At 71.0% G+C, this 26,437-nt stretch carries 27 protein-coding genes; 16 read left to right on the plus strand and 11 right to left on the minus strand.

Translation table 11 applies throughout. The features are described 5' to 3' along the window. Positions 1–21 precede the first annotated feature (21 nt). Entirely contained in the window at positions 22–1,416 is a 1,395-nt protein-coding gene (locus IF17_RS0121070) for a metallopeptidase TldD-related protein (protein ID WP_030568199.1), read from the minus strand. Positions 1,417–1,498: 82 nt separating this feature from the next. Continuing rightward, complete coding sequence (locus IF17_RS0121075) at positions 1,499–3,022, minus strand: TldD/PmbA family protein (RefSeq protein WP_030568201.1); 1,524 nt, start codon at positions 3,020–3,022, stop codon at positions 1,499–1,501. A 237-nt stretch (positions 3,023–3,259) separates the two neighbouring features. Between IF17_RS0121075 and fabG the strand changes: the two genes are divergently transcribed. The 3 genes from fabG to IF17_RS0121090 all read left to right on the plus strand — a co-directional run bounded on the left by fabG (position 3,260) and on the right by IF17_RS0121090 (position 5,308). Further along, on the plus strand, positions 3,260–3,979 hold the full coding sequence (fabG, locus tag IF17_RS0121080; RefSeq protein WP_030568203.1) for a 3-oxoacyl-[acyl-carrier-protein] reductase: 720 nt from the start codon (positions 3,260–3,262) through the stop codon (positions 3,977–3,979). A 5-nt stretch (positions 3,980–3,984) separates the two neighbouring features. Next, positions 3,985–4,752, plus strand: coding sequence for an enoyl-ACP reductase FabI (gene fabI / locus IF17_RS0121085; RefSeq protein ID WP_030568205.1), 768 nt, complete (start codon positions 3,985–3,987; stop codon positions 4,750–4,752). Between the two features lie 184 nt (positions 4,753–4,936). Continuing rightward, complete coding sequence (locus IF17_RS0121090) at positions 4,937–5,308, plus strand: hypothetical protein (protein WP_030568207.1); 372 nt, start codon at positions 4,937–4,939, stop codon at positions 5,306–5,308. A gap of 12 nt (positions 5,309–5,320) precedes the next feature. On the opposite strand, the gene IF17_RS0121095 is transcribed toward IF17_RS0121090, so the two are convergent. Then, complete coding sequence (locus IF17_RS0121095; protein ID WP_018512254.1) at positions 5,321–5,995, minus strand: FadR/GntR family transcriptional regulator; 675 nt, start codon at positions 5,993–5,995, stop codon at positions 5,321–5,323. A 135-nt stretch (positions 5,996–6,130) separates the two neighbouring features. Between IF17_RS0121095 and IF17_RS0121100 the strand changes: the two genes are divergently transcribed. The 4 genes from IF17_RS0121100 to IF17_RS0121115 all read left to right on the plus strand — a co-directional run bounded on the left by IF17_RS0121100 (position 6,131) and on the right by IF17_RS0121115 (position 8,614). Then, positions 6,131–7,447, plus strand: coding sequence for a CynX/NimT family MFS transporter (locus tag IF17_RS0121100; protein WP_030568209.1), 1,317 nt, complete (start codon positions 6,131–6,133; stop codon positions 7,445–7,447). A gap of 17 nt (positions 7,448–7,464) precedes the next feature. Further along, positions 7,465–7,581, plus strand: coding sequence for an SGM_5486 family transporter-associated protein (locus tag IF17_RS1000000140140; RefSeq protein WP_256859158.1), 117 nt, complete (start codon positions 7,465–7,467; stop codon positions 7,579–7,581). A gap of 170 nt (positions 7,582–7,751) precedes the next feature. Beyond that, the gene (locus IF17_RS0121110) at positions 7,752–7,991 is read left to right on the plus strand and encodes a hypothetical protein (RefSeq protein WP_030568211.1); all 240 of its coding nucleotides are present in this window, start codon (positions 7,752–7,754) and stop codon (positions 7,989–7,991) included. A gap of 104 nt (positions 7,992–8,095) precedes the next feature. Further along, complete coding sequence (locus IF17_RS0121115) at positions 8,096–8,614, plus strand: SixA phosphatase family protein (protein WP_030568213.1); 519 nt, start codon at positions 8,096–8,098, stop codon at positions 8,612–8,614. 126 nt (positions 8,615–8,740) lie between these two features. On the opposite strand, the gene serB is transcribed toward IF17_RS0121115, so the two are convergent. Next, positions 8,741–10,042 (minus strand): phosphoserine phosphatase SerB, encoded by a 1,302-nt coding sequence (serB, locus tag IF17_RS0121120; protein ID WP_030568214.1) that lies wholly within the window; start codon positions 10,040–10,042, stop codon positions 8,741–8,743. 270 nt (positions 10,043–10,312) lie between these two features. Between serB and IF17_RS0121125 the strand changes: the two genes are divergently transcribed. Beyond that, positions 10,313–12,964, plus strand: coding sequence for an ABC transporter ATP-binding protein/permease (locus IF17_RS0121125; RefSeq protein WP_030568215.1), 2,652 nt, complete (start codon positions 10,313–10,315; stop codon positions 12,962–12,964). Between the two features lie 113 nt (positions 12,965–13,077). Here the strand turns inward: IF17_RS0121125 and IF17_RS0121130 are convergent, their stop codons facing one another. From IF17_RS0121130 to IF17_RS0121140, 3 genes are all read right to left on the minus strand, one after another. Further along, positions 13,078–13,824, minus strand: a complete 747-nt coding sequence (locus IF17_RS0121130) for a transglycosylase SLT domain-containing protein (RefSeq protein WP_030568216.1) — start codon at positions 13,822–13,824, stop codon at positions 13,078–13,080. A gap of 273 nt (positions 13,825–14,097) precedes the next feature. Beyond that, positions 14,098–15,159: an S-adenosylmethionine:tRNA ribosyltransferase-isomerase gene (locus IF17_RS0121135; protein ID WP_209437775.1), complete on the minus strand. Its 1,062-nt coding sequence runs from the start codon at positions 15,157–15,159 to the stop codon at positions 14,098–14,100. 80 nt (positions 15,160–15,239) lie between these two features. After that, positions 15,240–15,962 carry an SDR family NAD(P)-dependent oxidoreductase gene (locus IF17_RS0121140; protein WP_030568220.1) on the minus strand — a complete coding sequence of 241 codons (723 nt, stop codon included), beginning with the start codon at positions 15,960–15,962 and terminating at the stop codon, positions 15,240–15,242. Positions 15,963–16,244: 282 nt separating this feature from the next. Between IF17_RS0121140 and IF17_RS0121145 the strand changes: the two genes are divergently transcribed. The 3 genes from IF17_RS0121145 to IF17_RS0121155 all read left to right on the plus strand — a co-directional run bounded on the left by IF17_RS0121145 (position 16,245) and on the right by IF17_RS0121155 (position 18,391). Next, positions 16,245–17,390 (plus strand): GAF domain-containing sensor histidine kinase, encoded by a 1,146-nt coding sequence (locus IF17_RS0121145; protein WP_030568222.1) that lies wholly within the window; start codon positions 16,245–16,247, stop codon positions 17,388–17,390. Next, entirely contained in the window at positions 17,383–18,027 is a 645-nt protein-coding gene (locus IF17_RS0121150) for a response regulator (protein WP_018512265.1), read from the plus strand. The genes IF17_RS0121145 and IF17_RS0121150 overlap by 8 nt, the downstream gene beginning before the upstream one ends. 112 nt (positions 18,028–18,139) lie before the next feature. After that, positions 18,140–18,391 carry a chaplin gene (locus IF17_RS0121155; RefSeq protein WP_030568224.1) on the plus strand — a complete coding sequence of 84 codons (252 nt, stop codon included), beginning with the start codon at positions 18,140–18,142 and terminating at the stop codon, positions 18,389–18,391. 357 nt (positions 18,392–18,748) lie between these two features. On the opposite strand, the gene IF17_RS0121160 is transcribed toward IF17_RS0121155, so the two are convergent. Next, positions 18,749–19,540: a hypothetical protein gene (locus tag IF17_RS0121160; protein WP_030568226.1), complete on the minus strand. Its 792-nt coding sequence runs from the start codon at positions 19,538–19,540 to the stop codon at positions 18,749–18,751. A gap of 226 nt (positions 19,541–19,766) precedes the next feature. Between IF17_RS0121160 and IF17_RS0121165 the strand changes: the two genes are divergently transcribed. The 4 genes from IF17_RS0121165 (at position 19,767) to IF17_RS0121180 (ending at position 23,095) form a co-directional block, all read left to right on the plus strand. Beyond that, positions 19,767–20,564 (plus strand): ABC transporter ATP-binding protein, encoded by a 798-nt coding sequence (locus IF17_RS0121165; protein ID WP_030568228.1) that lies wholly within the window; start codon positions 19,767–19,769, stop codon positions 20,562–20,564. A 119-nt stretch (positions 20,565–20,683) separates the two neighbouring features. Then, positions 20,684–21,115 (plus strand): NfeD family protein, encoded by a 432-nt coding sequence (locus IF17_RS0121170; RefSeq protein ID WP_018512269.1) that lies wholly within the window; start codon positions 20,684–20,686, stop codon positions 21,113–21,115. A 99-nt stretch (positions 21,116–21,214) separates the two neighbouring features. Further along, on the plus strand, positions 21,215–22,243 hold the full coding sequence (locus tag IF17_RS0121175) for an SPFH domain-containing protein (RefSeq protein WP_030568230.1): 1,029 nt from the start codon (positions 21,215–21,217) through the stop codon (positions 22,241–22,243). An 84-nt stretch (positions 22,244–22,327) separates the two neighbouring features. Continuing rightward, positions 22,328–23,095 (plus strand): sulfite exporter TauE/SafE family protein, encoded by a 768-nt coding sequence (locus tag IF17_RS0121180; protein WP_030568232.1) that lies wholly within the window; start codon positions 22,328–22,330, stop codon positions 23,093–23,095. Between the two features lie 75 nt (positions 23,096–23,170). Here IF17_RS0121180 and IF17_RS0121185 read toward each other — a convergent pair whose 3' ends face one another. The 3 genes from IF17_RS0121185 to IF17_RS0121195 all read right to left on the minus strand — a co-directional run bounded on the left by IF17_RS0121185 (position 23,171) and on the right by IF17_RS0121195 (position 25,251). After that, a complete protein-coding gene (locus tag IF17_RS0121185; RefSeq protein ID WP_030568234.1) occupies positions 23,171–23,683 on the minus strand; it encodes an HNH endonuclease in 513 nt (170 codons plus the stop codon). A 138-nt stretch (positions 23,684–23,821) separates the two neighbouring features. Beyond that, on the minus strand, positions 23,822–24,358 hold the full coding sequence (locus IF17_RS0121190; protein WP_030568236.1) for a YbhB/YbcL family Raf kinase inhibitor-like protein: 537 nt from the start codon (positions 24,356–24,358) through the stop codon (positions 23,822–23,824). Positions 24,359–24,468: 110 nt separating this feature from the next. Continuing rightward, positions 24,469–25,251 carry a sporulation protein gene (locus IF17_RS0121195; protein WP_030568237.1) on the minus strand — a complete coding sequence of 261 codons (783 nt, stop codon included), beginning with the start codon at positions 25,249–25,251 and terminating at the stop codon, positions 24,469–24,471. Positions 25,252–25,338: 87 nt separating this feature from the next. On the opposite strand from IF17_RS0121195, the gene IF17_RS0121200 reads away from it, so the two are divergent. Next, positions 25,339–25,983: a DNA-3-methyladenine glycosylase gene (locus IF17_RS0121200; RefSeq protein ID WP_030568239.1), complete on the plus strand. Its 645-nt coding sequence runs from the start codon at positions 25,339–25,341 to the stop codon at positions 25,981–25,983. The last annotated feature ends 454 nt before the right edge of the window (positions 25,984–26,437 follow it).

A 26,437-nucleotide genomic window follows, 5' to 3' on the forward strand; every position in this document is an offset into this window, starting at 1 on the left:
GTACGGGTCAGTCTAGGCGGGTCACACCCCCTGGCTGACCGAGCTCATGTTGAAGTCCGGGATGCGCAGCGCGGGCATCGCGGCCCGGGTGAACCAGTCGCCCCACTCGCGCGGCAGCGTCTTCTCCGTACGGCCCGCCTCCGACGCCCGCGACAGCAGGTCCACCGGCGACTCGTTGAACCGGAAGTTGTTCACCTCGCCGACCACCTGGCCGTCCTCCACCAGATAGACGCCGTCCCGGGTCAGCCCGGTCAGCAGCAGCGTCGCCGGGTCCACCTCCCTGATGTACCAGAGGCAGGTCAGCAGCAGTGCCCGCCCGGTCGTCGCGGCCACCATCTCCTCCAGCGACCGCTCACCGCCCCCGTCCAGCACCAGGTTGTCGATGGCCGGGGCGACCGGCAGCCCGGTGAGGGCCGCCGAGTGCCGGGTCGTCGTCAGGCGCTCCAGCTTCCCGTCCCGGATCCAGTCGGTCGGGGCCAGCGGCAGCCCGTTGTCGAAGACGGAAGCGCTGTCGCCGGAGGAGTGGGCGATCACGAACGGCGCCGACTCCAGACCCGGCGCGTGCGGGTCGCTGCGCAGGGTCAGCGGGAGCGGCGCCAGCGTCTCGCCGAGCCGGGTTCCGCCGCCCGGCTGGGAGAAGACCGTCCGGCCCTCCACGGCGTCCCGCGCGGTGGACGACCAGAGCTGGTAGATCAGCAGGTCCGCGACGGCGGTCGGCGGCAGCAGCGTCTCGTACCGCCCGGCAGGCAGGTCGATCCGCCGCTCCGCCCAGCGCAGCCGCTGCGCCAGCTCCGCATCCATCGCCGCCGGGTCGACGTCCTTGAAGTCCCGCGTCGACCGGCCCGCCCACGCGGAACGGGTCCGGTCCGGGGACTTGGCGTTCAGCTCCAGTGTCCCGGTCGGCTGGTCGTGGCGGAGCCGCAGCCCCGTCGACGTACCGAGGTAGGTGGAGGTCAGCTCGTGGTTCGCGAACCCGTACAGCTCGCGGCCGCCGGAGCGGGCCCGGGCGAAGGCGTCACCGAGGGCCGGGGCGAAGTCCGCGAAGACCTCCGAGCCGGTCTCGGCGGGCGCGTCCGTGAAGTCGGGGGAGGAGGGCACCCCGCTGACGAGCGGCTGCGCGTCCTCCGCCGGACCGGCGCCCCGGGCGGCGGCCTCGGCGGCCCGTACCAGCGGCTCCAGGTCGTCGGCGGTCACGGCGGACCGGGAGACGACGCCGGACGCGGTGCCCTCCGCCCCGTCGACGGTCGCGATGACGGTGAGGGTCCGGCCCCGGGTCACCCCGTTGGTGGTGAGCGCGTTGCCGGCCCAGCGCAGATTGGCGGAGGAGTGCTCGTCCGCGATGACCACCAGGCCGTCCGTGGTGGACAGCTCCAGGGCCCGCTCGACGATCTCGTACGGCTTGCTGACGCGGCTCATCGTCCGGCCTCCTGCGTCGTGTTGAGACTGTGCTTACCCGGGGGGCGACCCCCGGACCCCCAGCCGATTCCGTGGTCGCCGCTCATCGTCCGGCCTCCTGCGTCGTGTTGAGGATGTTGACGCCCCGGAAGAGGGCGGAGGGGCAGCCGTGCGAGACCGCCGCGACCTGACCCGGCTGGGCCTTGCCGCAGTTGAACGCGCCGCCGAGCACATACGTCTGCGGGCCGCCGACCTTCTCCATCGAGCCCCAGAAGTCCGTCGTCGTCGCCTGGTACGCCACATCGCGCAGCTGCCCGGCGAGCTTGCCGTTCTCGATGCGGAAGAACCGCTGCCCGGTGAACTGGAAGTTGTAGCGCTGCATGTCGATCGACCAGGACCGGTCACCGACCACGTAGATCCCGCGCTCGACCCCGCCGATCAGGTCCTCCGTCGACAGCCCGCCCGGGTCCGGTTTGAGCGATACGTTCGCCATGCGCTGTACGGGGACATGGCCCGGCGAGTCCGCGTACGCGCACCCGTTGGACCGGCCCAGACCCGTGAGCTTCGCGATCCGGCGGTCCAACTGGTAACCGACGAGCGTGCCGTCCTTGACCAGGTCCCAGGACTGCGCCTCGACGCCCTCGTCGTCGTACCCGATGGTCGCCAGGCCGTGCTCGGCGGTGCGGTCACCGGTCACGTTCATGACGGGGGAGCCGTACGTCAGCTTGCCGAGCTGGTCGAAGGTGGCGAACGACGTGCCCGCGTACGCCGCCTCGTAACCGAGCGCCCGGTCCAGCTCGGTGGCGTGGCCGATCGACTCGTGGATGGTCAGCCAGAGGTTCGACGGGTCGACGACCAGGTCGTACGTCCCCGCCTCGACGCTCGGCGCCCGCATCTTCTCCGCCAGCAGCCCGGGGATCTGCTCCAGCTCGGCGTCCCAGTCCCAGCCGGTGCCGGTCAGGTACTCCCAGCCGCGCCCGGCGGGCGGGGCGATGGTCCGCATGGAGTCGAACTCACCGGTCGTGGAGTCCACCGCCACGGCCGTGAACTGCGGCTGGATACGCACCCGCTGCTGCGTGGTGACGGTCCCGGCCGTGTCCGCGTAGAACTTGTTCTCATGGACGGTCATCAGGGACGCGTCCACATGCGCCACCCCTTCCGCGCCCAGCAGCCGCCCGCTCCACTCGGCGAGCAGCGCCGCCTTCTCCTCGTCCGGTACGGAGAACGGGTCGACGTCGTACGCCGAGACCCAGGTCCGCTCGCCGTGCACCGGCTCGTCCGCCAGCTCGACGCGCTCGTCGGAGCCCGCCGCCGCGATCACCTTGGCGGACAGCTTGGCCATGGCGACGGCCTGCGAGGCCACCTTCGCCGCCGCGTCCATCGTCAGGTCGACGCCCGAGGCGAACCCCCAGGCCCCGCCGTGCACCACCCGCACCGCGTACCCGAGGTCCGTACTGTCCGAAGCCCCGGCCGGCCGCGCGTCCCGCAGCCGCCAGGAGGCGCTGCGCACCCGCTCCAGCCGGAAGTCGGCGTGCGTGGCGCCCAGCGCGCGCGCCCGCGCGAGCGCCGCGTCGGCCAGCGCGCGCAGCGGCAGGGCCAGGAATGACTGATCTACCTCGTGGGGCACAGGGAATTCCCTTCTCGATACACGACGGCAGTGAACCATGCGGAAGGCGGGGACAGCCGGGGATATCGCGGACATGTGTGCCCGGCACGCAATCGTGCGAACTGTAGGAACCCCACAGCACCCCGGACAAGCCACTGTCAGGGCCCGATTCCTCGATCGGCGCACGGTACCGATAGGTTTTCGACGTACTCGACCGCCAGAGGGTACGCACCACACCGCCAAGGAAAGGGTGATCCGTTGAGCCGCTCGGTTCTCGTCACCGGAGGAAACCGGGGCATCGGCCTCGCCATCGCCCGCGCCTTCGCCGACAACGGCGACCAGGTAGCGATCACCTACCGCTCCGGCGAGCCTCCCCAGGAACTCACCGAGGCCGGTGTCCTCGCGGTCCGCTGCGACATCACCGACGCCGAGCAGGTGGAGCAGGCCTACAAGGAGATCGAGGAGAAGCACGGTCCCGTGGAGGTGCTGGTCGCCAACGCCGGTATCACCAAGGACCAGTTGCTGATGCGGATGTCCGAGGAGGACTTCACCTCCGTCGTCGACACCAACCTCACCGGCACCTTCCGGGTCGTCAAGCGCTCCAACCGCGGCATGCTGCGCGCCAAGAAGGGCCGCGTCGTCCTGATCTCCTCCGTCGTCGGCCTCCTCGGCTCGGCGGGCCAGGCGAACTACGCCGCCTCCAAGGCCGGACTGGTCGGGTTCGCCCGGTCGCTGGCCCGGGAACTCGGCTCGCGGAACATCACGTTCAACGTCGTCGCCCCCGGTTTTGTCGACACCGACATGACCCAGGTGCTCACCGAGGAGCAGCGCAAGGGCATCGTGTCCCAGGTGCCGCTGGGCCGCTACGCGCGGCCCGAGGAGATCGCCGCCGCGGTGCGCTTCCTCGCCTCCGACGACGCGTCGTACATCACTGGAGCCGTCATCCCCGTTGACGGCGGATTGGGCATGGGTCACTGATCACCATGAGCGGAATTCTCGACGGCAAGCGCATCCTCATCACCGGGGTGCTGATGGAGTCGTCCATCGCGTTCCACACCGCGAAGGTGGCCCAGGAGCAGGGTGCCGAGGTCATCCTCACGGCCTTCCCCCGCCCCACCCTGACCGAGCGCATCGCCAAGAAGCTGCCGAAGCCCGCCAAGGTCATCGAGCTGGACGTGACCAACCAGGAGCACCTGGACCGGCTGGAGAGCCTGGTCCGCGAGGAGCTCGGCTCGCTGGACGGCGTCGTCCACTCCATCGGCTTCGCGCCGCAGGACGCGCTCGGCGGCAACTTCCTCAACACCCCGTTCGAGTCCGTCGCCACCGCGATGCACGTCTCGGCGTTCTCCCTGAAGTCGCTGGCCATGGCCTGCAAGCCGCTGATGAGCGAGGGCGGCTCGATCGTCGGCCTCACCTTCGACGCCCAGTACGCCTGGCCGCAGTACGACTGGATGGGCCCGGCCAAGGCCGCGCTGGAGGCCACCTCCCGCTACCTCGCCCGTGACCTGGGCAAGGACGGGCTGCGCTGCAACCTGATCTCGGCCGGACCGATCGGCTCCATGGCCGCCAAGTCCATCCCGGGCTTCTCGGAGCTGGCCGACGTCTGGAACACCCGCGCCCCGCTCGCCTGGGACATGTCCGACCCCGAGCCGGCCGGCCGCGGCGTCGTGGCGCTGCTCTCCGACTTCTTCCCGCGCACGACCGGCGAGATCATCCACGTCGACAGCGGCGTGCACATGATGGGCGCCTGACCGGCCTCCATCCCTGCGGGACGGCCCCCGGCCGCGTACCACCTCGTCGTTCTTCGAGGCGGTACGCGGCCGGGGGCCGTCGCCGTCCGTGACTCCCCGCCGCCGCTCCGGTCGAAAAGTCGGCCGGTCCACCGCAGAATGTGGAGGAACCGGACTTCTGTCAGGCTGCGGGAGGGAGATCGCCGTGCGCCCCACGCGTCGCCGCACCCGTCTCCTGCTGGCCGCGTCGGCGGCCGTCGCCGCACTCGCCGTACCCCTGGGAGTCCACGTCGCCCGTGGAGCCGACACCGGTACGGCTGCCGAGCCCCCGCCCCCCGAACCGGCCGGCTCCGAGTGCCGTACGGCGATCGAGGGCTCCCGGGTCGTCGCGTACTGCCACAACCCCTACCCCTCCACCGACCTGGTCCAGCTCCACACCGAGTGCGCCCGCTGGTGGGACGTCGACGCGGACGGCGCGGCGGTCGCGGTGGCGCCGGGGCGGACCGTGCGGCTGGAGGACCGCTGCTGGAAGGAGATCGCGACCGCCTGGGTCAGCCACCGTCCGGCGCCGCTCTGAAAGGGTCCGGGGTCACACCCGGTCCGCCAGGCAGTTCAGCGCGTGGCTCGCCGCCTCGGCCGCCGCCGTCTCCGCGTCCCCGGCCCGGATCGCCTCGACCAGTCGCGCGTGATCCATATGGTTCTCCGGGCGCAGCTCGGGGCCCACGTCATCCCGTAGGTAGTCGCGCAGCAGATCCCCGAGGTCCGCGTAGAGCTCGGTGAGGACGTCGTTGTGCGAGGCGGCGACCACCGCGAGGTGCAGGGTCGCGTCCGCCGCGACGAACGCCTCCGCGTCCCCCGAGGCCCACGCCTCCTCCCGCCGCGCCATCAGGGTGTCGAGCTGTCGCAGATCGCGCTCGGTGCGCCGTACGGCGGCGAGCCGCGCGGCCGACGACTCCAGCGTGGAGCGCAGCTCCGCGACGTGGCGCGGGTCGGCGGCGGCGAAGCGGCGGTGCATCACCCCGGCCAGCTCGCTCGTGGCGATCACATAGGTGCCCGAGCCCTGCCGGATGTCCAGCAGCCCGTTGTGCGCGAGCGCCCGCACCGCCTCGCGCACGGTGTTACGGGCCACGCCGAGCTGCTCGACCAACTCCGGCTCGGTCGGGATCCGCGAACCGACCGGCCACTCGCCCGACGTGATCTGGTTCCGCAACTCCGCGATCACCTGGTCGGAGAGTGCCGAACGCCGTGGAGACGTCAGCGCCATGGTGCTCCTTGCTCGTGAGCTGTCAGGTCCGGGCCGGATTCTCTCAGGGAGGCCCGGGGGGCCGAGGTATCCGGGGGATCCGGTCGGTTCCACGCGATTGGACAACCAATCATCCCATGATTCTATGATGGCCTCATGCCGGACGACGAGACCCAGACCCCGACCCTGAACCGCGGCGGCGCCGCGCGCACCCCCGCCGGCCTCCCGGCCCCGCAGCTCACCGGGGCCGCCGAGGCCCCCGCCCCCTGGCTGCTGCGCCTGATCGCCGTCGGGCTCGTCCTGGCCGCCCTCAACCTCCGTCCCGCCATCACCAGCCTCGGCGCCCTCCTCGAAGAGGTCCGCGACGGGCTGCACATGAGCGGCAGCGTGGCGGGCGTGCTCACCTCCGTACCGCCGCTCTGCTTCGCGGTCTTCGGCGTCATGGCCCCCCGCCTCGCCCGCCGCTTCGGTGCGGGCGCCGTCGTTTGCGCGGGCATGGCCGCCATCGCGGCCGGCCTGGTGATCCGCCCGTACGTCGGCTCCACCGCCGGATTCCTGGCCGCCAGCGCCCTGGCCCTGATGGGCATCGCCGTCAGCAACATCCTGATGCCGGTGATCGTCAAGCGCTGGTTCCCCGACCGCGTCGGCACCATGACCGGCCTCTACTCCATGGCCCTGGCCCTCGGCACCGCCCTCGCAGCCGCCGTCACCGTGCCGCTGACGAGCGCGATGGGCGGGAGCTGGCAGTCCGGGCTGGCCGTCTGGGCCGTGCTCGCCGCCCTCGCGGTGCTGCCCTGGATCGTCCTCGTACGGGACCGGACCCCGGCGCCCGGAACGCCCGCGCCGGACCGGTCCGCGTCCGGTCAGGCCTCCCGTCCCGCGGACGCCCCGGCGCTCCGGATCACCCGCAGCCGGACCGCCTGGGGCCTCGCCTGCTTCTTCGGGCTCCAGGCGACGGCCGCGTACATCACCATGGGCTGGATGCCGCAGATCTTCCGCGACGCCGGGGTCTCGGCCGGTACGGCGGGGGTCCTGCTCGCGGTCACCATGGCGATGGGCGTGCCGCTCGCCTTCGTCATCCCCCGGGTCGCCGGCCGGCTCAAGCAGCAGGGCCCCATCGTCGTGGTCCTCGGCCTGTGCGGCCTGATCGGCTACGGCGGCCTCTACCTGGCCCCGGCCGCCGGCGCGTGGGTCTGGGCGGTGCTGCTCGGCGTGGCCAACTGCGCCTTCCCGCTCGCCCTCACCATGATCGGCATGCGGTCGCGGACCGGGGCGGGCGTGGTCCGGCTCTCGGCCTTCGCCCAGTCCACCGGCTATCTCCTCTCGATCCCGGGCCCGCTGCTCGTCGGCGTGCTCTATCAGCACAGCGGCGGCTGGGGGCTGCCGATCGCCCTGATGGCGGGGCTGATGATCCCGCAGATGGTGGCCGGGGTGCTGGCGGGGCGGGACCGGACCATCGAGGACGAGTGCTGAGATGCGAGACTGGCTCCATGCCAGTGCTCGATCCGCAGCCCAAGAACGGTCAGAAGAAGCTCCTCCTCGTCTTCGGGGCGATGCTTCTCGTCACGGTGGTCATCGGTGTGATCGCCTCGATCGCCTCCCCCTGACGCCCGGCCGCCCCGCCCGTGGACTGCCGACCGTCCCGCCCATGGTGGGGCTGGCCCCCTGTCCCCTAGGGGGCCAGGGTCAGGGTGAAGTGGGTGGATCACCGGATGGGACCGGCCCGGTCCGTTCCGTAGGTTCTTCGGTAACGAACCGAATACCCACGGAGGCGGACATGCCGGTCCCTGCGCACCCCAGGTCCCACGTACCGGCCGCCTCCAGCCGGCCTGCTTCGTCCCGGCCCGCCGCCGACCGGGTGGAGATACGGCTGCCGTGGTGGGCCGTGGCGCTCCCGGCCGTCGCCTTCGCCGCTCTGCTGCTCATGATCATGAGCCCGGGGCAGGCCCAGGCGGCCACCGCCGACCCCACACTCGGACAGTTGATCGAGCGCACGCTCCACCTGCTCGCCCCTTGATCCACGCGTTACGGCGAAACCGTCCCGGACCGGCGTGTCAACCTTCCGGATGAGCCCGTCAACACCCTGCGCCAGAGGCCGCGTTTCATGCGAAGCTGAGGTGTATGAGCGTCGAGACACCTCGCAGGATCGTCCTTCTCAGGCATGCCAAGGCGGAATGGTCGCAGAACTCGGATCATGAGCGCCCGCTGGCCGAGCGCGGCCGCAAGGACGCGCCCGTGGCCGGCCGCAGGCTCGCCGACTCCGGTATCGACTTCGATCTGGCCCTGTGCTCCAGCGCCGTCAGGACCCGGGAGACCTGGAAGCTGGCGGTGCACGAATTCGCCCAGCGCCCCCGGACCGTCTACGAGGAGAGGCTGTACGAGGCCTCCCTCGGCGAACTGATCGCCCTCTTCAACGAGACCCCGGACGACGTCCGCAACCTCCTGGTCATCGGCCACAACCCGGGCATGCACGGAGCCGCCGACGCCCTCTCCGGCTCGGCCGAGGGCGACACCCTGGCCCGGATGACCCGGGACGGCTTCCCGACGGCGTCCTACGCCGTGGTGGAGTTCCCCGGCTCCTGGAAGAGCGTGGAGCACGGGGCGGGCAGGCTCACCGATTACTGGACGCCCAACGACTGAGCGGCGCCTTCGCCGACGTACGGCTGAACATGTGAACGCGCAGGGCCCCGGCACGCATCCCGTGCCGGGGCCCTCTTCCGTACGCTGCCGGAAGCCGTCGGCCGACTCCGTACGCCGCCGAAGCTGTCAGTCGACCAGGCCGTCCGCCGCCTCGACCTCTTCACGGGTGATGCCGAGCAGATAGAGCACGGTGTCCAGGAACGGCACGTTCACCGCGGTGTGCGCCGCCTCGCGGACCACGGGCTTGGCGTTGAAGGCGACCCCGAGCCCCGCCGTGTTCAGCATGTCGAGGTCGTTGGCCCCGTCGCCGATGGCCACCGTCTGTGCCAGCGGCACCCCCGCCTGCTCGGCGAAGCTCCGCAGCAGCCGGGCCTTGCCCGCCCGGTCCACCACATCGCCGACGACCCGCCCGGTGAACTTGCCGTCCACCACCTCCAGGGTGTTGGCGGACGCGAAATCGAGGCCGAGCCGTTCCTTCAGGTCGTCCGTGACCTGGGTGAACCCGCCCGAGACGACGCCCACCTGGTACCCGAGGCGCTTCAGCGTACGGATCAGGGTCCGGGCCCCCGGTGTGAGCCGCACCTCGGCGCGCACCTTGTCCACCACCGAGGCGTCCAGCCCCGCCAGCAGCGCGACCCGGGCGTGCAGCGACTGCTCGAAGTCCAGCTCACCGCGCATCGCCTGCTCGGTGACCTCGGCGACCTTGTCCTCGCAGCCCGCGTGGGCCGCGAAGAGCTCGATCACCTCGTCCTGGATGAGCGTGGAGTCCACGTCCATCACGACCAGCCGCTGCGCCCGCCGGCTCAGCCCGGCCGAGACCACCGCGACGTCCACGCCGATCTCGGCGGCCTCGGTCGCCAGCGCGGTCCGCAGCTCCGCGGTCTCCGTCCCCGACACCGCGAACTCCACGGCGGTGACCGGGTACTTCGCCAGCCGGAAGATGCGGTCGATGTTCCCGCCGGTCGAGGTGATCGTGGCCGCTATGGCGGCGGTCGACTCCGCGGTGAGCGGGTGCCCCAGCACGGTCACATGGGAACGGCCGTAACCACGGGGCCGGTTGTCACCCGTGCCCGAGATGATCTCGGCCTGCAGCTTCAGGGATTCGGCCCAGCTGTGCACGGTCGCCCGCAGGTCGCCCTCGGTCGTGCCGCCCGCGGTGGGCGAGGTGACCAGGGCGCAGAGCACGATGCGGCCCCGGGTGACGACCTGCTCGATGTCCACCACGTCGACGGAGTACGCGGCGAGGGTGTCGAACAGCCCGGCGGTGATGCCGGGGCGGTCCTTGCCGAAGATCTTGACGAGAAGTGTGGGTGTGTTGTCCACGAGAGGAGGGGACTCCTCGCTGTCCCGGGCGGGCTCGCCGCCGGTCCGAGGGGAATCGGGGAGCTCGGGGGAGGAGGGAGGCTGAGGTGGCTGAGATGCGCTCATGGTGTTCCCACCGTATCGGTCCCGAGACCGCGCCCGGCTGCCCGTCCCGAGTGCCGGACGGTCGACACGGGACAGACGTGAGGCAGACACGGGGCGGACGCGGGGCGTTCCGCCCGCTGTCCTCTTTGTTCCGGTATCACACCGCTTCTCCGCTTCGGGGCCCGTCTTCTCCGGCCCGACTTTCGGATAAGGGACTGCTCCTGGAATAGTTCCCCACGATGTTCAGCATCCCTAGACTCCCTGCGACGGGGGAAAATCGGGGGACGACAAGTGGGGCGCGGAGTGCCGGAACTCGTACTGGAATTGAATGGCAGCACCTGGACGCTCGACCCGTCCAGGCCGTACACCCTGGGGCGTGACCCGCAAGGGGACCTGACGATCGACGACGCCAGAGTCTCGTGGCGGCACGCCACGATCAGCTGGGGCGGCGGGAGTTGGTTCATCGAGGACCACGGCTCCACCAACGGCACGTATGTGCAGGGGCAGCGGATCCAGCGGGCGGAGATCGGGCCCGGCTCCGCCGTACGCCTGGGCAACGCGACCGACGGCCCGCGGCTGAATCTCACCGCCGGCGCCGGTGCCCACGGCGGCCAGCCGGCCGCCGCAGCCCACCAGGCCCCCGCGCACCAGCAACACCAGCAGCCGCACCAGCAGCACGCGCAGGCGGGCGGCGCCTGGCCCGGCCAGCAGGCACCCGCCCAGCATCAGGCCCCGCCCCACCAGGCACCCGTGCACCAGGGGCACCACCAGGCCCCGCCCCAGCAGGCGTGGCAGCAGCAGGCACCGGAGCCCCAGCAGCAGGCCCCGTACCAGCAGGTTCCGCACCAGCAGGGCCCGGCCCAGCCGGCCGCCCCGGCCCATGGCGGCGGACCGGCCCACGGCGGCGGTGCGGGTGCTCCGCACGTCTACGGCGACCGCAGCCCGACCACGTTCCACCAGCTGGCGCTCGGCCGGGTCATGCGCATCGGCCGTGCTCTGGAGAACGAGCTGGTCGTCTCGGACCTCCAGGTCTCCCGTAACCACGCCGAGTTCCACGCGACGCCCGACGGCCGGTTCGAGATCCGCGACCTCGGCTCGCACAACGGCACGTACGTCAACGGTCTGCCGCTCCAGAAGTCCGGCTCGGCGCTCATCGGCCCGAACGACATCGTCGGCGTCGGCCACTCGACGTTCCGCCTGGTCGGCGACCGGCTGGAAGAGTTCGTCGACACCGGTCAGGTCTCCTTCTCCGCCCGCCACCTCACGGTGACGGTCGACGGCGGCAAGCAGATCCTCAAGGACGTCTCCTTCGGCGTCCCGGAGAAGTCGCTGATCGCGGTCATCGGCCCCTCCGGCTCCGGAAAGTCCACCCTGCTCAAGGCGCTCACCGGCTACCGGCCCGCCGACGAGGGCGACGTCCTCTACGACAACCGGAACCTGTACAAGCAGTTCGCCGAGCTGCGCCAGCGCATCGGTCTGGTCCCGCAGGACGACATCCTGCACAAGGAACTGACCGTCACCAAGGCCCTCAAGTACGCGGCCAGGCTCCGCTTCCCCGCGGACACCACCGAGGCCGAGCGCCAGGCCCGGATCACCGAGGTCCTCGCCGAGCTCAAGCTCGACATCCACAAGGACAAGAAGATCACCTCGCTCTCCGGCGGCCAGCGCAAGCGCGTCTCGGTCGCCCTGGAGCTGCTGACCAAGCCGTCGCTGATCTTCCTGGACGAGCCGACCTCCGGCCTCGACCCGGGGATGGACCGCGACGTCATGCAGCTGCTGCGCGGCCTCGCCGACGACGGCCGTACCGTGCTCGTCGTCACGCACTCCGTGGCCGAGCTGGCCATCTGCGACAAGCTGCTCGTGATGGCGCCTGGCGGTGCCGTCGCGTACTTCGGTCCGCCGGAGGAGGCGCTGAACTTCTTCGGCTACAGCTCCTGGGCCGACGTCTTCTCGGCCTTCGAGAACTACCGCGACTACGACTGGGCGGGCCGCTGGCGCGGTTCGCAGCACTACCAGATGTACGCCGCCGACATCGACGCCGTCGCCGCGCAGTCCGTCCATATGCCGCCGCCCCAGCAGATGCGCCCCCCGAAGCCGCAGAGCTGGGGGACGCAGCTGTGGACCCTGGTGCGCAGATACACCTCCGTCATCGCCTCCGACAAGGCCTTCCTCGGCCTGATGGTGGCGCTGCCCGCGGTGATCGGTGTGCTGGCCGCGGTCATCCCGGCCGACTTCGGACTGGCTCCGCCCACGCCGCCGACCCAGTTCAACGGCAAGGCCGGAATGATCCTGCTGATCCTCGCGGTCGGCATCTGCCTGGCCGGGTCGGCCAGCTCCGTACGAGAACTGATCAAGGAACGCGTCATTTACGAACGGGAACGGGCCACAGGCCTCTCCCGCTCGGCCTATCTGGTGTCCAAGGTGATCGTGCTCGGCGTGATCACCGCTTTCCAGAGCGTGATCCTCTGCGGTATCTGCTTCGCCGCCCGTGAGCTGCCGGCCGAGGGGCTGTTCATGCCTCCGGCCGTCGAGATCTGCATCTCCATCGTGGCCCTCGGGTTCACCTCGATGATGTTCGGCCTGATGATCTCCGCCCTGGTCAAGACGTCCGAGATGACCATGCCGCTGCTGGTCATGTTCGCGATCGTCCAGCTGGTGTTCACCGGAGTCCTCTTCCAGGTGTACGGGACGCCCGGCCTGGAGCAGCTCACCTGGCTGATGCCGTCCCGCTGGGGCGTGGCCGCGGCCGGCACCACGCTGGACCTGGCCAACCTGATGCCGCCGTGGGACCCGAAGAACCCGACCGACCTGGACCCGCTCTGGGAGGCCACGGCGACCCAGTGGGGGATCAACATCTTCGTGCTGCTGGTGCTCGGCCTGCTCTGCGCCTTCGCCGTCGCCCGGCTGCTGCGCCGCCACGAGCCCGAGGTCATGCGCAAGTAGGGCACGTACGGAACCCGCGTACGGAACCGCGTACGGAACGACGCCGAGGCCGGCACCCCGTGGGGTGCCGGCCTCCGGCATGTGTACGGCTCAGCTCAGCTGTACGGCCGGGCTCAGTACGCGCTGTTGACGTTGTCCATGGAGCCGTAGCGGTCGGCCGCGTAGTTGCAGGCGGCGACGATGTTGGCGACCGGGTCGTACAGGTCCTTCTTGGTGCCCTTGACGTGGTACCGGTCGAAGGTCGGCTGGATCACCTGGAGCAGGCCCTTGGAGGGGATGCCGTTGCGGGCGTTGATGTCCCAGTTGTTGATCGCCCAGCGGTTGCCGCTGGACTCCCGGATGATGTTGCGGTGGATGCCGCTGTAGGAACCGGGAATGCCTTCCTTCTTCATGATCGCCATGGCCTCGCGGATCCAGCCGTCCAGGTTGTTGGCGTAGACGGGCTTGCGCGCGGTGGAGCGGTTGGCGGCCTCGGTGCCGCGCTTCTTCGCGTCGGCCTTGGCCTTGGCGGCCTTCTCGGCCTTGTCCTTCGCGTCCGCCGCGGCCTTGGCCTTCGCTGCCTTCGCCTTGGCCTCGGCGGCTGCCTTCGCCTTGGCGGCGTCGGCGGCCTTCACGAGCTGCTCTGCGGTGGAGTGCTGCTCGATCAGGCTGTCCTGCACGGTCTTGGCCTGCGCGCCGCCGCCGGTGAAGGCGACGGGAGCGGCAGCGCCCGCTGCCTGCGGGGCAACCTCGGCCTCGGCGTTCGACGGGACGAGCGAGAAGGTCAGGGAGGCGACGGCCAGGGCCGACACACCGGCCACGGAGATCTTCTGGACCTTGTTCAGACGACGGACACGGCTGGGAATGCGAGTCGCAGACATGTAGGGCTACCTCTTCGTATTGCTCAGGTGTCCTCACGGAGGACGAGACCGGAGGCGGCGATGCGCACCTCCGTCGGGGACGAGAGCAATTCTTAGCGGCAGCAAAATCGTGTGGCAAAGGTGTGACGTACGAAGCCGGGTAGTGGAAGAGGGTCCTGTTCGTCCGAAATAACCCCCGCTCATGCCCACCCAAATCGCCCTTTTAGGCTTACTAGGGCCGTTCGTAAGTGACGCACGCCCTATGCCCGGGCTCACATCGGCGACGCAACAGGCTCACCATTCGTTGCTGAAGCAATCCGGAGGGTTACGTTCCTCATCCGGCAGGATGCGGTGGACGTCCCCGAACTCATGCCAGAGGTAGCGCCGCTCCAGCGCCGCCTCGTACCCACGGCGCAGCGCCTCGCGCCCCGCCACCGCCTCCAGCATCAGCAGGTGCGAGGCCTGCGGCTCGTGCAGCCCGGTCAGCAGCCCGTACACCGCCCGCACCCCCCGGCGCGGCGTCACCACCAGATCCGTCCAGCCCGCGGCCGGCCGCACCACCCCCTCCGCGTCCGCCGCCGACTCCAGCGCCCGTACCGCCGTCGTCCCGACCGCCACCACCCGGCCGCCCGCCGCCCGCGCCGCGTTCACCAGCCACGCCGTGGTGGACGGCACCGCGAACCGCTCCGGGTACGGCGGCTCGTGCGTCTCCGCCGACGCCACCCCCGTATCCAGCGACAGCGGGGCGAACTGCACTCCGCGGCTCACCAGCTCCGCCACCAGGGCGGTGGTGAAGGGCCGGGCCGCGCTCGGCATCTCCGCCGAACCGCGCCCGTCGGGCGCCGGGACCGCGAACACCGTCTGGTACGCGGACAGCGGCTGGTCCCGCTCCGTGTACGCGTACCGGATCGGCCTCCCGTACCGCCGCAGCAGCTCCGGCACCCGGTCCGGGACCCGCGCCCACCACAGCCGCGCCCCCACCGCGGGCCCCAGCGGCTCCTCCAGCACCAGCTCCCGCCCGCCCGGCAGCCGCACCACCGCACCGGCCGGCCCGCCCGGACACGGCGCGGTGGCCCCCGAGGCGGCGGGTGCCCGCAGCTCCACCGCCCACCGCCCGTCCTCACCCCGCGTCGAGAAGTGCACGACGACCCGGTCACCGCCCACCCGCCCGTTCACCGCGGCCGGCAAGGTCGCCGACGTGTTCACCACCAGCACGTCCCCGGCCCGCAGCTGCCCCGGCAGCTCCCGGAACGCGTGGTGCGATACGGCCGCCCCCCGGGTCACCAGCAGCCGTACGTCGTCACGCCCCGCCCCCCGCTGCTCGGCCGGCACCCGCGCCGACAGCTCCGCAGGCACCCGCAACGCCTCCAGGGGCAAAGCCCCGGCCCCGGCCGAAAGGGCGCCTGCCTCGTCCCGCCTCGCCGCCCCCACCGCACTCACCGCAGACCCCCGTCCGCCGCCGGCTCCTCCAGCAGCGCCGGGGCGGCGAACCGCCCACTGGCCGGCCGCTCCCGTACCAGCCGCAGGAACGCGGGCACCACGCTCGCGGGCGAGGGGCGCCTCTCCCCGCCGTCGTCCGGCACCGCGGCCTCGTACAGATCCGTGTCCATGTCCCCCGGATCGACGGCCCACACCCGCAGCCCCGGCTCCTCCACCCCCAGCACCGCCGCCAGCTGGTCCAGCGCCGCCTTCGACGCCCCGTAACCGCCCCACGTCCCGTACGGCTCCGCCGCCGCGTCCGAGCTGACCGCCACCACAGCCCCCGCGGCCGACGCCCGCAGCAGCGGCAACGCCTCCTGTACGAGGCCGAGCGCGGCCACCACATTGGTCTCCAGCGCCTGCCGCAACCCCTCCAGCGGCTGCGCCTCCAGCCGGACCAGCGGCTCGGCACCCAGCACACTCGCGTTGCTCACCAGTAGATCGAGCCCGCCCAGCTCCCCGGCGGCCGCGATCAGCTCCGCCCGGTGTGCCGCGTCCGTGACATCCCCCGGAACGGCCGCCACCCGCGTCCCGTACCGCTCCCGCACCTCCTTCGCTGTCGCCTCCAGCACTACGGAGGTCCGCGCGTCCAGCACCAGATCCCACCCCTGCCGGGCCAGCGCCTCGGCCAGCGCGCGCCCCAGCCCCTTCGAACCACCCGTGATCAACGCAACCGGCATCGTGACCGTCTCCTCGCTCCACACCGGCGTCCACCGGGCGATCCCGGCGACGCGGAACATCGGCGTCCACCGGGGGTCACCCCGGCGACTCCAACGTAGGAAGCCCTGATCGCCCCGCGCCTCGCCCGCGAGCCGCACCCGCCCCCGGCACTTCGGCCTAGGACCTGGGAGGACCTAGGCCGAAGGACCCGGTACGGGCCCCGACCGGCCTAGGTCCACGGCCCCCCGGGCAGCCGCCCTCGGCCCGATACGCCGCCGTACCCCCGTCGGTACGGTGATCCCATGAGTCACCGCCCGCCGTCGGCCCTCGCCGCGGTGAGTGCCGCGCTGCTCGCCATGAGCCGGCACCTCGAAGTAGGAGACGTCCTCAAGACGATCGTCGCCTCCGCCCGCGAACTGCTCGACGCCCAGTACGCGGCGCTCGGCGTCCCGGACGACCACGGCGGCTTCGCCCAGTTCGTGGTCGACGGCGTGAGCGACGAGCAGTGGAAGGCCATCGGCCCGCTGCCCCGGCAGCACGGCATCCTCGCCGCGATGCTGCACCAGGCGAAGCCCGAGCGGCTCGCCGACGTCCGCAAGGACCCCCGCTTCGAGGGCTGGCCCGACGCGCACCCCGACATGTCCGACTTCCTCGGCCTGCCCATCACGGACGGCGACGAGATCATCGGCGCCCTCTTCCTCGCCAACAAGATGTGCCCCAAGCCCGACGGCGGCTGCGGCTTCACCGCCGAGGACGAGGAGCTGCTCTCGATCCTCGCCCAGCACGCCGCGATCGCCCTCACCAACGCCCGCCTCTACGAGCGCAGCCGCGAGCTGACCATCGCCGAGGAGCGCTCCCGCCTCGCCCACGAGCTGCACGACGCGGTCAGCCAGAAGCTGTTCTCGCTCCGGCTCACAGCCCAGGCCGCCGCCGCCCTCGTGGACCGCGACCCGGCCCGGGCCAAGGGGGAGCTCCAGCAGGTCGCCGTCCTTGCCGCCGAAGCGGTCGACGAGCTGCGGGCGGCCGTCGTGGAGCTGCGCCCGGCCGCGCTCGACGAGGACGGCCTGATCGCCACCCTCCGTACCCAGATCCAGGTCCTGGACCGGGCCCACGCGGCCGCGGTCACCTTCGGCAGCAGCGGGGTACGCGCCCTGCCCGCCGCCCAGGAGGAGGCGCTCCTCCGGGTCGCGCAGGAGGCCCTGCACAACGCCCTGCGCCACTCCGGCGCGGAGCACGTGGACGTCACCCTGACCCGGCGCGCCACCGCGACCGTCCTCCGCGTCACCGACGACGGCACCGGCTTCGACCCCACCGCCGTCCGGCGGGCCGGCCGCCACCTCGGACTCGTCTCCATGCGCCACCGGGCCAAGAGCGTCGGCGGCAGACTCACCGTTGTTTCGGAGCCCGGGAAGGGCGCCACGATCGAGATGGAGGTCCCCGGTGGCTGACAAGATCATCAGGGTGCTGCTGGTCGACGACCACCAGGTGGTCCGCCGCGGACTGCGCACCTTCCTGGAGATCCAGGAGGACATAGAGGTCGTCGGCGAGGCGTCCGACGGCGCGGAGGGCGTGGCCCGCACCGAGGAGCTGCGGCCCGACGTCGTCCTCATGGACATCAAGATGCCCGGCACCGACGGCATCGAGGCCCTGCGCAGGCTCCGCCAGCTCGACAACCCGGCCAGGATCCTCATCGTCACCAGCTTCACCGAACAGCGCACGGTGGTCCCCGCCCTGCGCGCCGGAGCCTCCGGCTACGTCTACAAGGACGTCGACCCGGACGCCCTGGCCGGCGCCATCCGCTCGGTCCACGCCGGACACGTCCTGCTCCAGCCGGAGGTCGCCGGGGCGCTCCTCGCCCAGGACGACGCCGGCAGCGGTACGGGCCGGGGGAGCACCCTGACCGAACGCGAGCGCGAGGTCCTCGGCCTCATCGCCGACGGCCGCTCGAACCGGGAGATCGCCCGCGCCCTCGTCCTCTCCGAGAAGACGGTCAAGACCCATGTGTCGAACATCCTGATGAAGCTCGACCTGGCGGACCGCACGCAGGCGGCGCTGTGGGCGGTCCGCAACGGCGCTGCGGGCTGAGATTCATACTGTCGGGTGGATGTCACCCGAACGGCGCATCCTCCCGGGCCGTACGGCGTTCTCCAGGGCACGCTGCGGCGGCTTGCCGCAGCCTCTCTAGGAGGATCCTGAAGTGAAGAACCTGAAGAAGGCCGCCGCCGTCACCATGATCGCCGGCGGGCTCATCGCCGCCGGCGCCGGCGCGGCCTCCGCGACCGGCCACAGCGGAGCCGACGCCCACGGCGTGGCCGTCGGCTCCCCGGGCGTCGCCAGCGGCAACCTGGCCCAGGTCCCGGTCCACGTCCCGGTGAACGTGGTCGGCAACACGGTCAACGTGATCGGCCTGCTCAACCCGGCCTTCGGCAACCTCGGCCTGAACCACTGACACCCCCGGCCCGCCCCCGCCCTCCCCGGGGGCGGCCCGCCCCCACTCAGCCCGTCCGGCGCTTGAGGACGGAACCCTGACCCTGGGGTCCCCGAGGCAAGCGAGCCCCTCGCCCCGCAAATCCCAGCCAGCCCGCCCGCACCCACTCAGCCCGTCCGGCGCTTGAGGACGGACCCCTGACCCCGGGGTCCCGGAGGCAAGCGAGCCCCTCGCCCCGCGAATCCCAGCCAGCCCGCCCCCACTCAGCCCGTCCGGCGCTTGAGGACGGAACCCTGACCCCGGGGCTCCCGAGGCGAGCGAGCTCTCCGCCCGGCGAATCCAGCCCGTCCGGCGCTTGAGGACAAAGGCCCGCGGGCCTTACCGCCGAACCTCCCCGCCCTCCACATACGCGTTGTAGGCCGCCACCAACGCCCGCCGAGCCACCCGCTCCACCGGCCGCAACGCCGCCCCCCGAGCCGCGATCTCCGACGCGCTCACCGCACCCCCGTGCCCCGACCCGTACGCCACCGAGACCAGCAGCCCCACCCGCTGCGCCAGCTCCAGCACCCGCACCGCCCGCGGCGGATACCCCGGCGCCAGCACATCGCGCCCCCGGCCCCCCTCCGCCCGCGCCCGGTACGCGTCCACCGCCGCCTCCGCCACCGGACCCGAACCGGCCACATCCAGCCGCGCCAGCGCCGCCGTCGCATCCCGCAACGCCTCCGCAAGCTCCCGCTCCGCCTCGCTCAGCGACGGCACGTCCGCCGGCGGCGCCTCCCGCACCGGCAGCACCCGCCACACCACCTCGACGTGCAGATCCCCCTCCGGCCCTACCTCGGTCACCTCCGGCACCAGCCCGTACGGCACCCCGTACGCGATCACCGCCTCCTCCGCCTCCAGCGCCCGCGCGTTGAAGTCGGGCGGACCGGACAGACCCAGCGGATGCCCCGGCACCGGCAGCGCGACCCGGAAGCCCGTCGCCCCCAGCGCCCGCAGCCGCCCGAGCGCCAGCGTGAGCCCGACCGGCCCCGCCTCACCCGGCAGCCCCTCGACGCGGTGCACCGCGTCCTCCCCGACAATCGCGAGAGCCGCGTCGTCCGGCGAGACGAGTCCCGCCAGCAGCGCGTTCCCCCAGGCGGCCAACAACCCTGAACGTGGTTCCACAAGCATGGGAGACAGCCTAGAGAACACCCCGGGAACGAACCGAGGACTGACCGGAGACGGACCGCACACGGACCGCACACGAAACCGGAGACGGACCGGAGACGGACCGGAGACGGACCGGGACCGGACCTCACGGCCGGACCACTCGCGCGGTGGCGTAGGTTTTCTCCTGGGACCGTGCCCACAGGCACGCGACGATCTCGACGAGACTGCATGGGGAGACAACGCGCTCATGAGCGATGTACTGGAGCTGGTGGACGTATCCGTGGTCCGCGACGGACGCGCTCTGGTGGACGACGTCTCCTGGTCGGTCAAGGAGGGGGAGCGCTGGGTCATCCTGGGCCCCAACGGCGCCGGCAAGACGACGCTCCTCAACCTCGCGTCCAGCTACCTCTTCCCGAGCAAGGGAACGGCCACGATCCTCGGCGAGCAGCTGGGCGGCGTCGGCACCGACGTCTTCGAGCTCCGCCCCCGGATCGGCATGGCGGGCGTGGCGATGGCCGACAAGCTGCCCCAGAAGCAGACGGTGCTGCAGACCGTGCTCACCGCCGCCTACGGCATGACCGCCACCTGGCACGAGAACTACGAGGCCGTCGACGAGGAGCGCGCCCGCGCCTTCCTGGACCGCCTCGGCATGACCGAGTACCTGGACCGGAAGTTCGGCACGCTCTCCGAAGGAGAGCGCAAGCGCACGCTGATCGCCCGCGCGATGATGACCGACCCCGAGCTGCTGCTCCTCGACGAGCCCGCCGCCGGACTCGACCTCGGCGGCCGCGAGGACCTGGTCCGCCGCCTCGGCCGGCTCGCCCGCGACCCGTACGCCCCCTCCATGATCATGGTCACCCACCATGTCGAGGAGATCGCGCCCGGCTTCACCCACGTCCTGATGATCCGCCAGGGCAAGATCCTCGCGGCCGGCCCCATGGAGACCGAGCTCAGCTCCCGTAACCTCTCGCTCTGCTTCGGCCTGCCGCTGATCGTCGAGCACACCGGCGACCGCTACACCGCCCACGGCCTGCCGCTCTCCTGACCGAAGGCCCGCCCGCAGCCGGCCCGGGCGGCCGGTATGGCGCAATCCGCCGGGTAATCAGCGCAGTTGACCACCCCTGCGCCCTGTCGGTGACGCACCGACAGTCCTACGATGACCATGTGGACATCGACGCATGGGTGTGGTGGCTGATCGTCGCGGCGGGGCTGGGCATCCCCCTCGTCCTGACCGCGATGCCCGAGTTGGGAATGTTCGCCGTCGGGGCGCTGGCCGCATCGGTCGTCGCCGCGCTCGGCGGCGGCATCGTGGCCCAGGTGCTGGTCTTCGTCGGGGTGTCGGTGGCGCTGCTCGTCGTCGTCCGCCCGATCGCCGCAAGACACCGGGCCGGACAGACGGGGCACGCCAGCGGTATCGACGCCCTGAAGGGCCGTCAGGCGGTCGTCCTGGAACGGGTGAGCGCCGACGGCGGCGGCCGCATCAAGCTCGCCGGTGAGGTCTGGTCGGCGCGCTCGCTCGACGAGGACCAGGTCTTCGAGCCCGGCCGGCAGGTCGATGTCGTGGACATCGACGGAGCGACGGCCGTCGTCATGTGAGCGAACCGTCCACGAGGCGGGTCCAGTTCTGCGAGACTCGAAGTCGATCATGTCGATCATCATGAGATCCGCCGGCAACCGAAGGGCACGAGAGACACGATGCAACCGATCATCATCGTCCTGATCATTCTGGTGGTGCTCGTCTTCATCGCCCTGATCAAGACGATCCAGGTCATCCCGCAGGCCAGCGCCGCCATCGTGGAGCGCTTCGGCCGCTACACGCGCACCCTGAACGCGGGCCTGAACATCGTCGTCCCGTTCATCGACTCGATCCGCAACCGGATCGACCTCCGTGAACAGGTCGTGCCCTTCCCGCCGCAGCCGGTGATCACCCAGGACAACCTGGTCGTCAACATCGACACCGTCATCTACTACCAGGTGACCGACGCCCGCGCCGCGACCTACGAGGTCGCCAGCTACATCCAGGCGATCGAACAGCTCACCGTCACCACCCTCCGCAACATCATCGGCGGCATGGACCTGGAGCGCACCCTCACCTCCCGCGAGGAGATCAACGCGGCGCTGCGCGGCGTCCTCGACGAGGCGACCGGCAAGTGGGGCATCCGCGTCAACCGCGTCGAGCTCAAGGCCATCGAACCGCCCACCTCCATCCAGGACTCGATGGAGAAGCAGATGCGCGCCGACCGTGACAAGCGCGCCGCGATCCTCACCGCCGAAGGCATCCGGCAGTCCCAGATCCTCACCGCCGAAGGTGAGAAGCAGTCCGCGATCCTGCGCGCCGAGGGTGAGTCGAAGGCAGCGGCCCTCCGGGCCGAGGGCGAGGCCCAGGCCGTCCGCACGGTCTTCGAGGCCATCCACGCGGGGGACCCGGACCAGAAGCTGCTCTCGTACCAGTACCTCCAGATGCTCCCGAAGATCGCCGAGGGCGACGCCAACAAGCTCTGGATCGTGCCCAGCGAGATCGGCGACGCCCTCAAGGGCCTCAGCGGAGCCTTCGGCAACCTCGGCGGCGGCGCCCCCGGCTTCAACACCGGCGGCAACGGCGGCAATGGGGGCAATGGAGGCAACGGCGGAAACGAGGGCAACAGCGGCAACGGAGGAGGTGCCGGCGTGGTCAACCCCCGTGGCGCCGTCGTCGAACGCCGCGAAGAACCCCCGGTCTACTGACGCGCCACCACCTTCGTGCATGATCAGTGAGGCCCCTCGACCTTCATGGCGGGGAGGCATCGCTGACCATCGAAGGAGATGGCCTTGTCCATCTGGGAAATACTCGCCGTCTTCGCGGCGGGAGTCGGTGCGGGCACGATCAACACGATCGTCGGCTCAGGCACCCTGATCACCTTCCCCGTCCTGCTCGCCACCGGCCTCCCGCCGGTGACCGCCACCGTCTCCAACGCACTCGGCCTGATCCCCGGCTCCATCAGCGGAGCCATCGGCTACCGCAAGGAGCTGGCCGGCCAGCGCCGCCGCATCCTGAAACTCTCCGTCGGAGCCGCCATCGGCGGCCTCACCGGCGCCACGCTCCTCCTCGCGCTCCCCTCCACGGCGTTCGAGACGATCGTCCCGGTCCTGGTCGCCCTGGCCCTCGTCCTGGTGATCCTGCAACCACGCATCAGCAAAGCCGTCCAGCGCCGCCGCGAACGCACCGGCACCCCGGCCCGCCCCGACGGCGGCCCGCTCCTGTTCACCGGCCTCACGCTCGCCAGCGTCTACGGGGGCTACTTCACGGCCGCCCAGGGGATCATCTATCTCTCCCTGATGGGGATGCTGGTCGACGACACCCTCCAGCGCCTCAACGCCGTCAAGAACGTCCTGGCCGCCGTGGTCAACACCATCGCCGCGCTGTTCTTCCTCTTCGTCGCGGACTTCGACTGGACGGCGGTCGTCCTGATCGCGGTGGGCTCGGCCATCGGCGGCCAGATAGGCGCCAAGGTCGGCCGCCGCCTCAGCCCGACCCTCCTGCGCGCACTGATCGTGGTCGTCGGCTCCGCGGCCATCGTCCAGCTGCTGCTCCGCTGACACACGTGGGCCCGCTCCGTCACAGGGACGGGCCCACGCATACAGCGTCAGCCGTACGTCATTTACGTCATGGCTCTACGCGGCCGCCGCACCCCGCTCCAGCCACTGAGGCAGCTCCGCCCGGTCACCGGCCCCCATCGCCAGCAGCATCGCCTCGGCGGGGGAGGGGACGAACGGCTGCTTCAGCAACGGCATCCCCGCCTGCTCCGGCGTCCGCGCCGCCTTGCGGTGGTTGTCCTCCGCACAGGACGCCACCGTGTTCAGCCAGGTGTCCTGACCGCCCTGGGCCCGCGGCACGACATGGTCGACGGTGGACGCCCGCCGCCCGCAGTAGGCGCACCGGTGCTGGTCCCGTATGAGCACACCCCTTCTGGACCACGGGGCCTGTCTTCGGAACGGCACCCGTACGTACCGGCAGAGCCTGATCACCCGGGGCGCCGGAATGTCCACGGCGGCACCACGCATACGGAGCTCGGGATGCGACTGCTCGACGACGGCCTTGTCCGTCAGGATCAGGACCACCGCACGGTTGAGCGTCACTGTCGACAGCGGCTCGAAGCTCGCGTTGAGAACCAGCGTGTCACGCATCCTGCCCACCTCCCGTGTGCCGCCCGCCCCCTGGCAGGCCCGGATCAACTCTGGCTGGGCAGGCCGCGATGGACAACGCAATAAAAAATGCCCTGCTCTGATCTCTCCAAGACCAGAGCAGGGCAAACAACAGGCGAACTAATCGGCGGCGGGAGCCTCGTACTCACCGATCAGCTGAGCACGCCCCAGCGTGTGGAACCGGAGGTTGAACCCGACCACCGCGGGCGAGGAGTCGCTGTCGATCCCGAGCTTCTCGGTGTCCACCGCGTACACGGTGAACACATAGCGGTGGTTCTCCCCGGCGGGCGGCGCGGCTCCGCCGAACTCCTTCGACCCGTAGTCGTTACGGGCCTGGACGGCCCCCTCGGGCAGCCCCTCGAACGCACCGCTGCCCGCGCCGGCCGGCAGCTCGGTCACGGAGACCGGGATGTCGAAGACCACCCAGTGCCAGAACCCGCTCCCCGTCGGGGCGTCCGGGTCGAAGCACGTCACGGCGAAACTCTTGGCCTCCGCCGGGAAACCCTCCCACCGCAGGTGCGGCGAGGTGTTCCCGGACGCAAGCACCTGAGCATCGGCCAGCACCGCACCGGGCGCGAGATCCTTGCTCGTCACGGTGAACGCGTGCACCTCCGGATGGAAGTCGTGCGGCAGCGGGGCCCTCTTCGACTCGGTCACGTCTCGTTACCTCTCCTGATCGGTGCTGGTCCGCGGCGAGCGGCGCACGGCCACCCGCGGACAGGTCCCGGGCGGGTCCACCCCGCCCGACCCCATCCGACCTTAGGGCTCTAGAGCCAGTTGCGCTGTCCGCCGACCTGAGCGAGCCACTGGTTGAGGTAGGCCGCCCAGTCGGTCTGCTGGAAGTCGTGGAGACCGACCTTGAACGCGCGGTACGAGTCGCTGCCCTCGCTGAACAGCCCCGGCTTCTTGTCCATCTCCAGGATCACGTCCATCTCGCGGTCGTCCGCGACGAACGTGAGCTCGACCTGGTGGAGCCCGCGGTACTGCGACGGCGGTACGAACTCGATCTCCTGGTAGAACGGGAGCCGCTGACGCGACCCGCGGATGTGGCCGCGCTCCATGTCCGCGCTGCGGAAACGGAAGCCGAGCTGCCCGAAGGCGTCCAGAATGGCCTGCTGCGCCGGCAGCGGGTGCACGTTGATCGGGTCCAGGTCACCGGAGTCCAGCGCCCGGGCGATCTCCAGCTCGGTGGTCACCCCGATGTCCATGCCGCGCAGGTGCTGACCGGCGAACATCGTGACCGGCGTCTCCCAGGGGATCTCCAGGCCGAACGGCACCACGTGCACCGCCCCCGCCTGCACCTCGAAGGCGCCGCCGAGCCGCACCTTGGCGAACTCGATGTTCTGCTTGGTCTCCTGGTCACCGCTCTCGACCTCGACCCGCGCCTGCAGACCGACGGAGAGCCCCTCGATCTGCTGAGCCACCGACCCGCCCTGGATCCGCACCTCACCCTGCACGACCCCACCGGGGACGACGTTCACCTCGGTGAGCTCGGTCTCCACCGAGGCACCACCGGCACCCATGCTCGCGAGCAGCCGCTTGAAGCCCATGTTCACTCCTTCTTGGTCCTGACCCCTAGATACGCGCCATGACCGTAGCCGGTTCCCGCGCTCACCTCCCCAGTACCCTCGGACGGCATGACCAAGGGCTCCGACCGCACACCGCTGACGCGCGACTTCTTCGACCGATCCGTCCTGGACGTCGCCCCCGATCTCCTGGGCCGCACCCTCGTCCGCCACAGCGACGAGGGCACGATCGAGGTACGTCTCACCGAGGTGGAGGCGTACGCCGGCGAGGCCGACCCCGGCTCGCACGCCTTCCGGGGCCGCACGGCCCGCAACAGCGTGATGTTCGGCCCACCCGGTCATACGTACGTCTACTTCACGTACGGGATGTGGCACTGCCTCAACCTGGTCTGCGGCCCCGAGGGCCACGCGAGCGGGGTCCTGCTCCGGGCCGGCGAGATCGACGTGGGCGCCGGCCTGGCCCGCGTACGACGGGTCTCGGCCCGCAATGACAAGGAACTGGCCAAAGGCCCGGCCCGCCTCGCCACCGCCCTCGACGTCGACCGGACGCTGAACGGCAGCGACCTCTTCGCCGGCCCCACCCCCGCGCTCTCCGTACTCCACGGCACCCCGCCCCCACGTGACCAGGTACGCAGCGGCCCCCGCACCGGAGTGGGCGGCGACGGGGCACACCAGCCCTGGCGCTTCTGGATCGAGAGCGACCCCACGGTGAGCCCGTACCGTGCCCACGTTCCCCGTCGCCGCCGGGCGAAATGACGGGGCCATGAGCGACTTGACGGTCCCGGTGCGGACGCCTAGTGTAGTCCGAGCCACTTGACGCGGGTACAGCTGTCGGCACAGTCCATCGGACCGGTCCGGGCAGCCCGAAGAGGCCAAACCACTACCTACGACTCACCCTGGCGGGTGCGAATTCGGCATGCCCGTAATTCGCTCGACAGGCTCGATTATGAGCTGCCAAGGGAATGGGCTAACGTAGCGGACACGCCGAAAGGCAAGGCCACTCCACAGGCCACCGGAAATCGAATTCGGACCGGAAACGGGACGAAAAAGAGTCTGGTAAAGTTGGAACCGCCGGAAAGGGAAAACGCGAAAGCGAAGAACCTCGAAAGCGAAACTGCACGGCCCGCTTCGACCGGGAATCGGACACGAAAGAGTCTGATAGAGTCGGAAACGCAGGACAGCAAGACAAAGAAACACGAAGGGAAGCGCC

Origin of the sequence: Streptomyces cyaneofuscatus, from assembly GCF_000718135.1 — a bacterium.
Taxonomy (GTDB): Bacteria; Actinomycetota; Actinomycetes; order Streptomycetales; family Streptomycetaceae; genus Streptomyces; species Streptomyces cyaneofuscatus.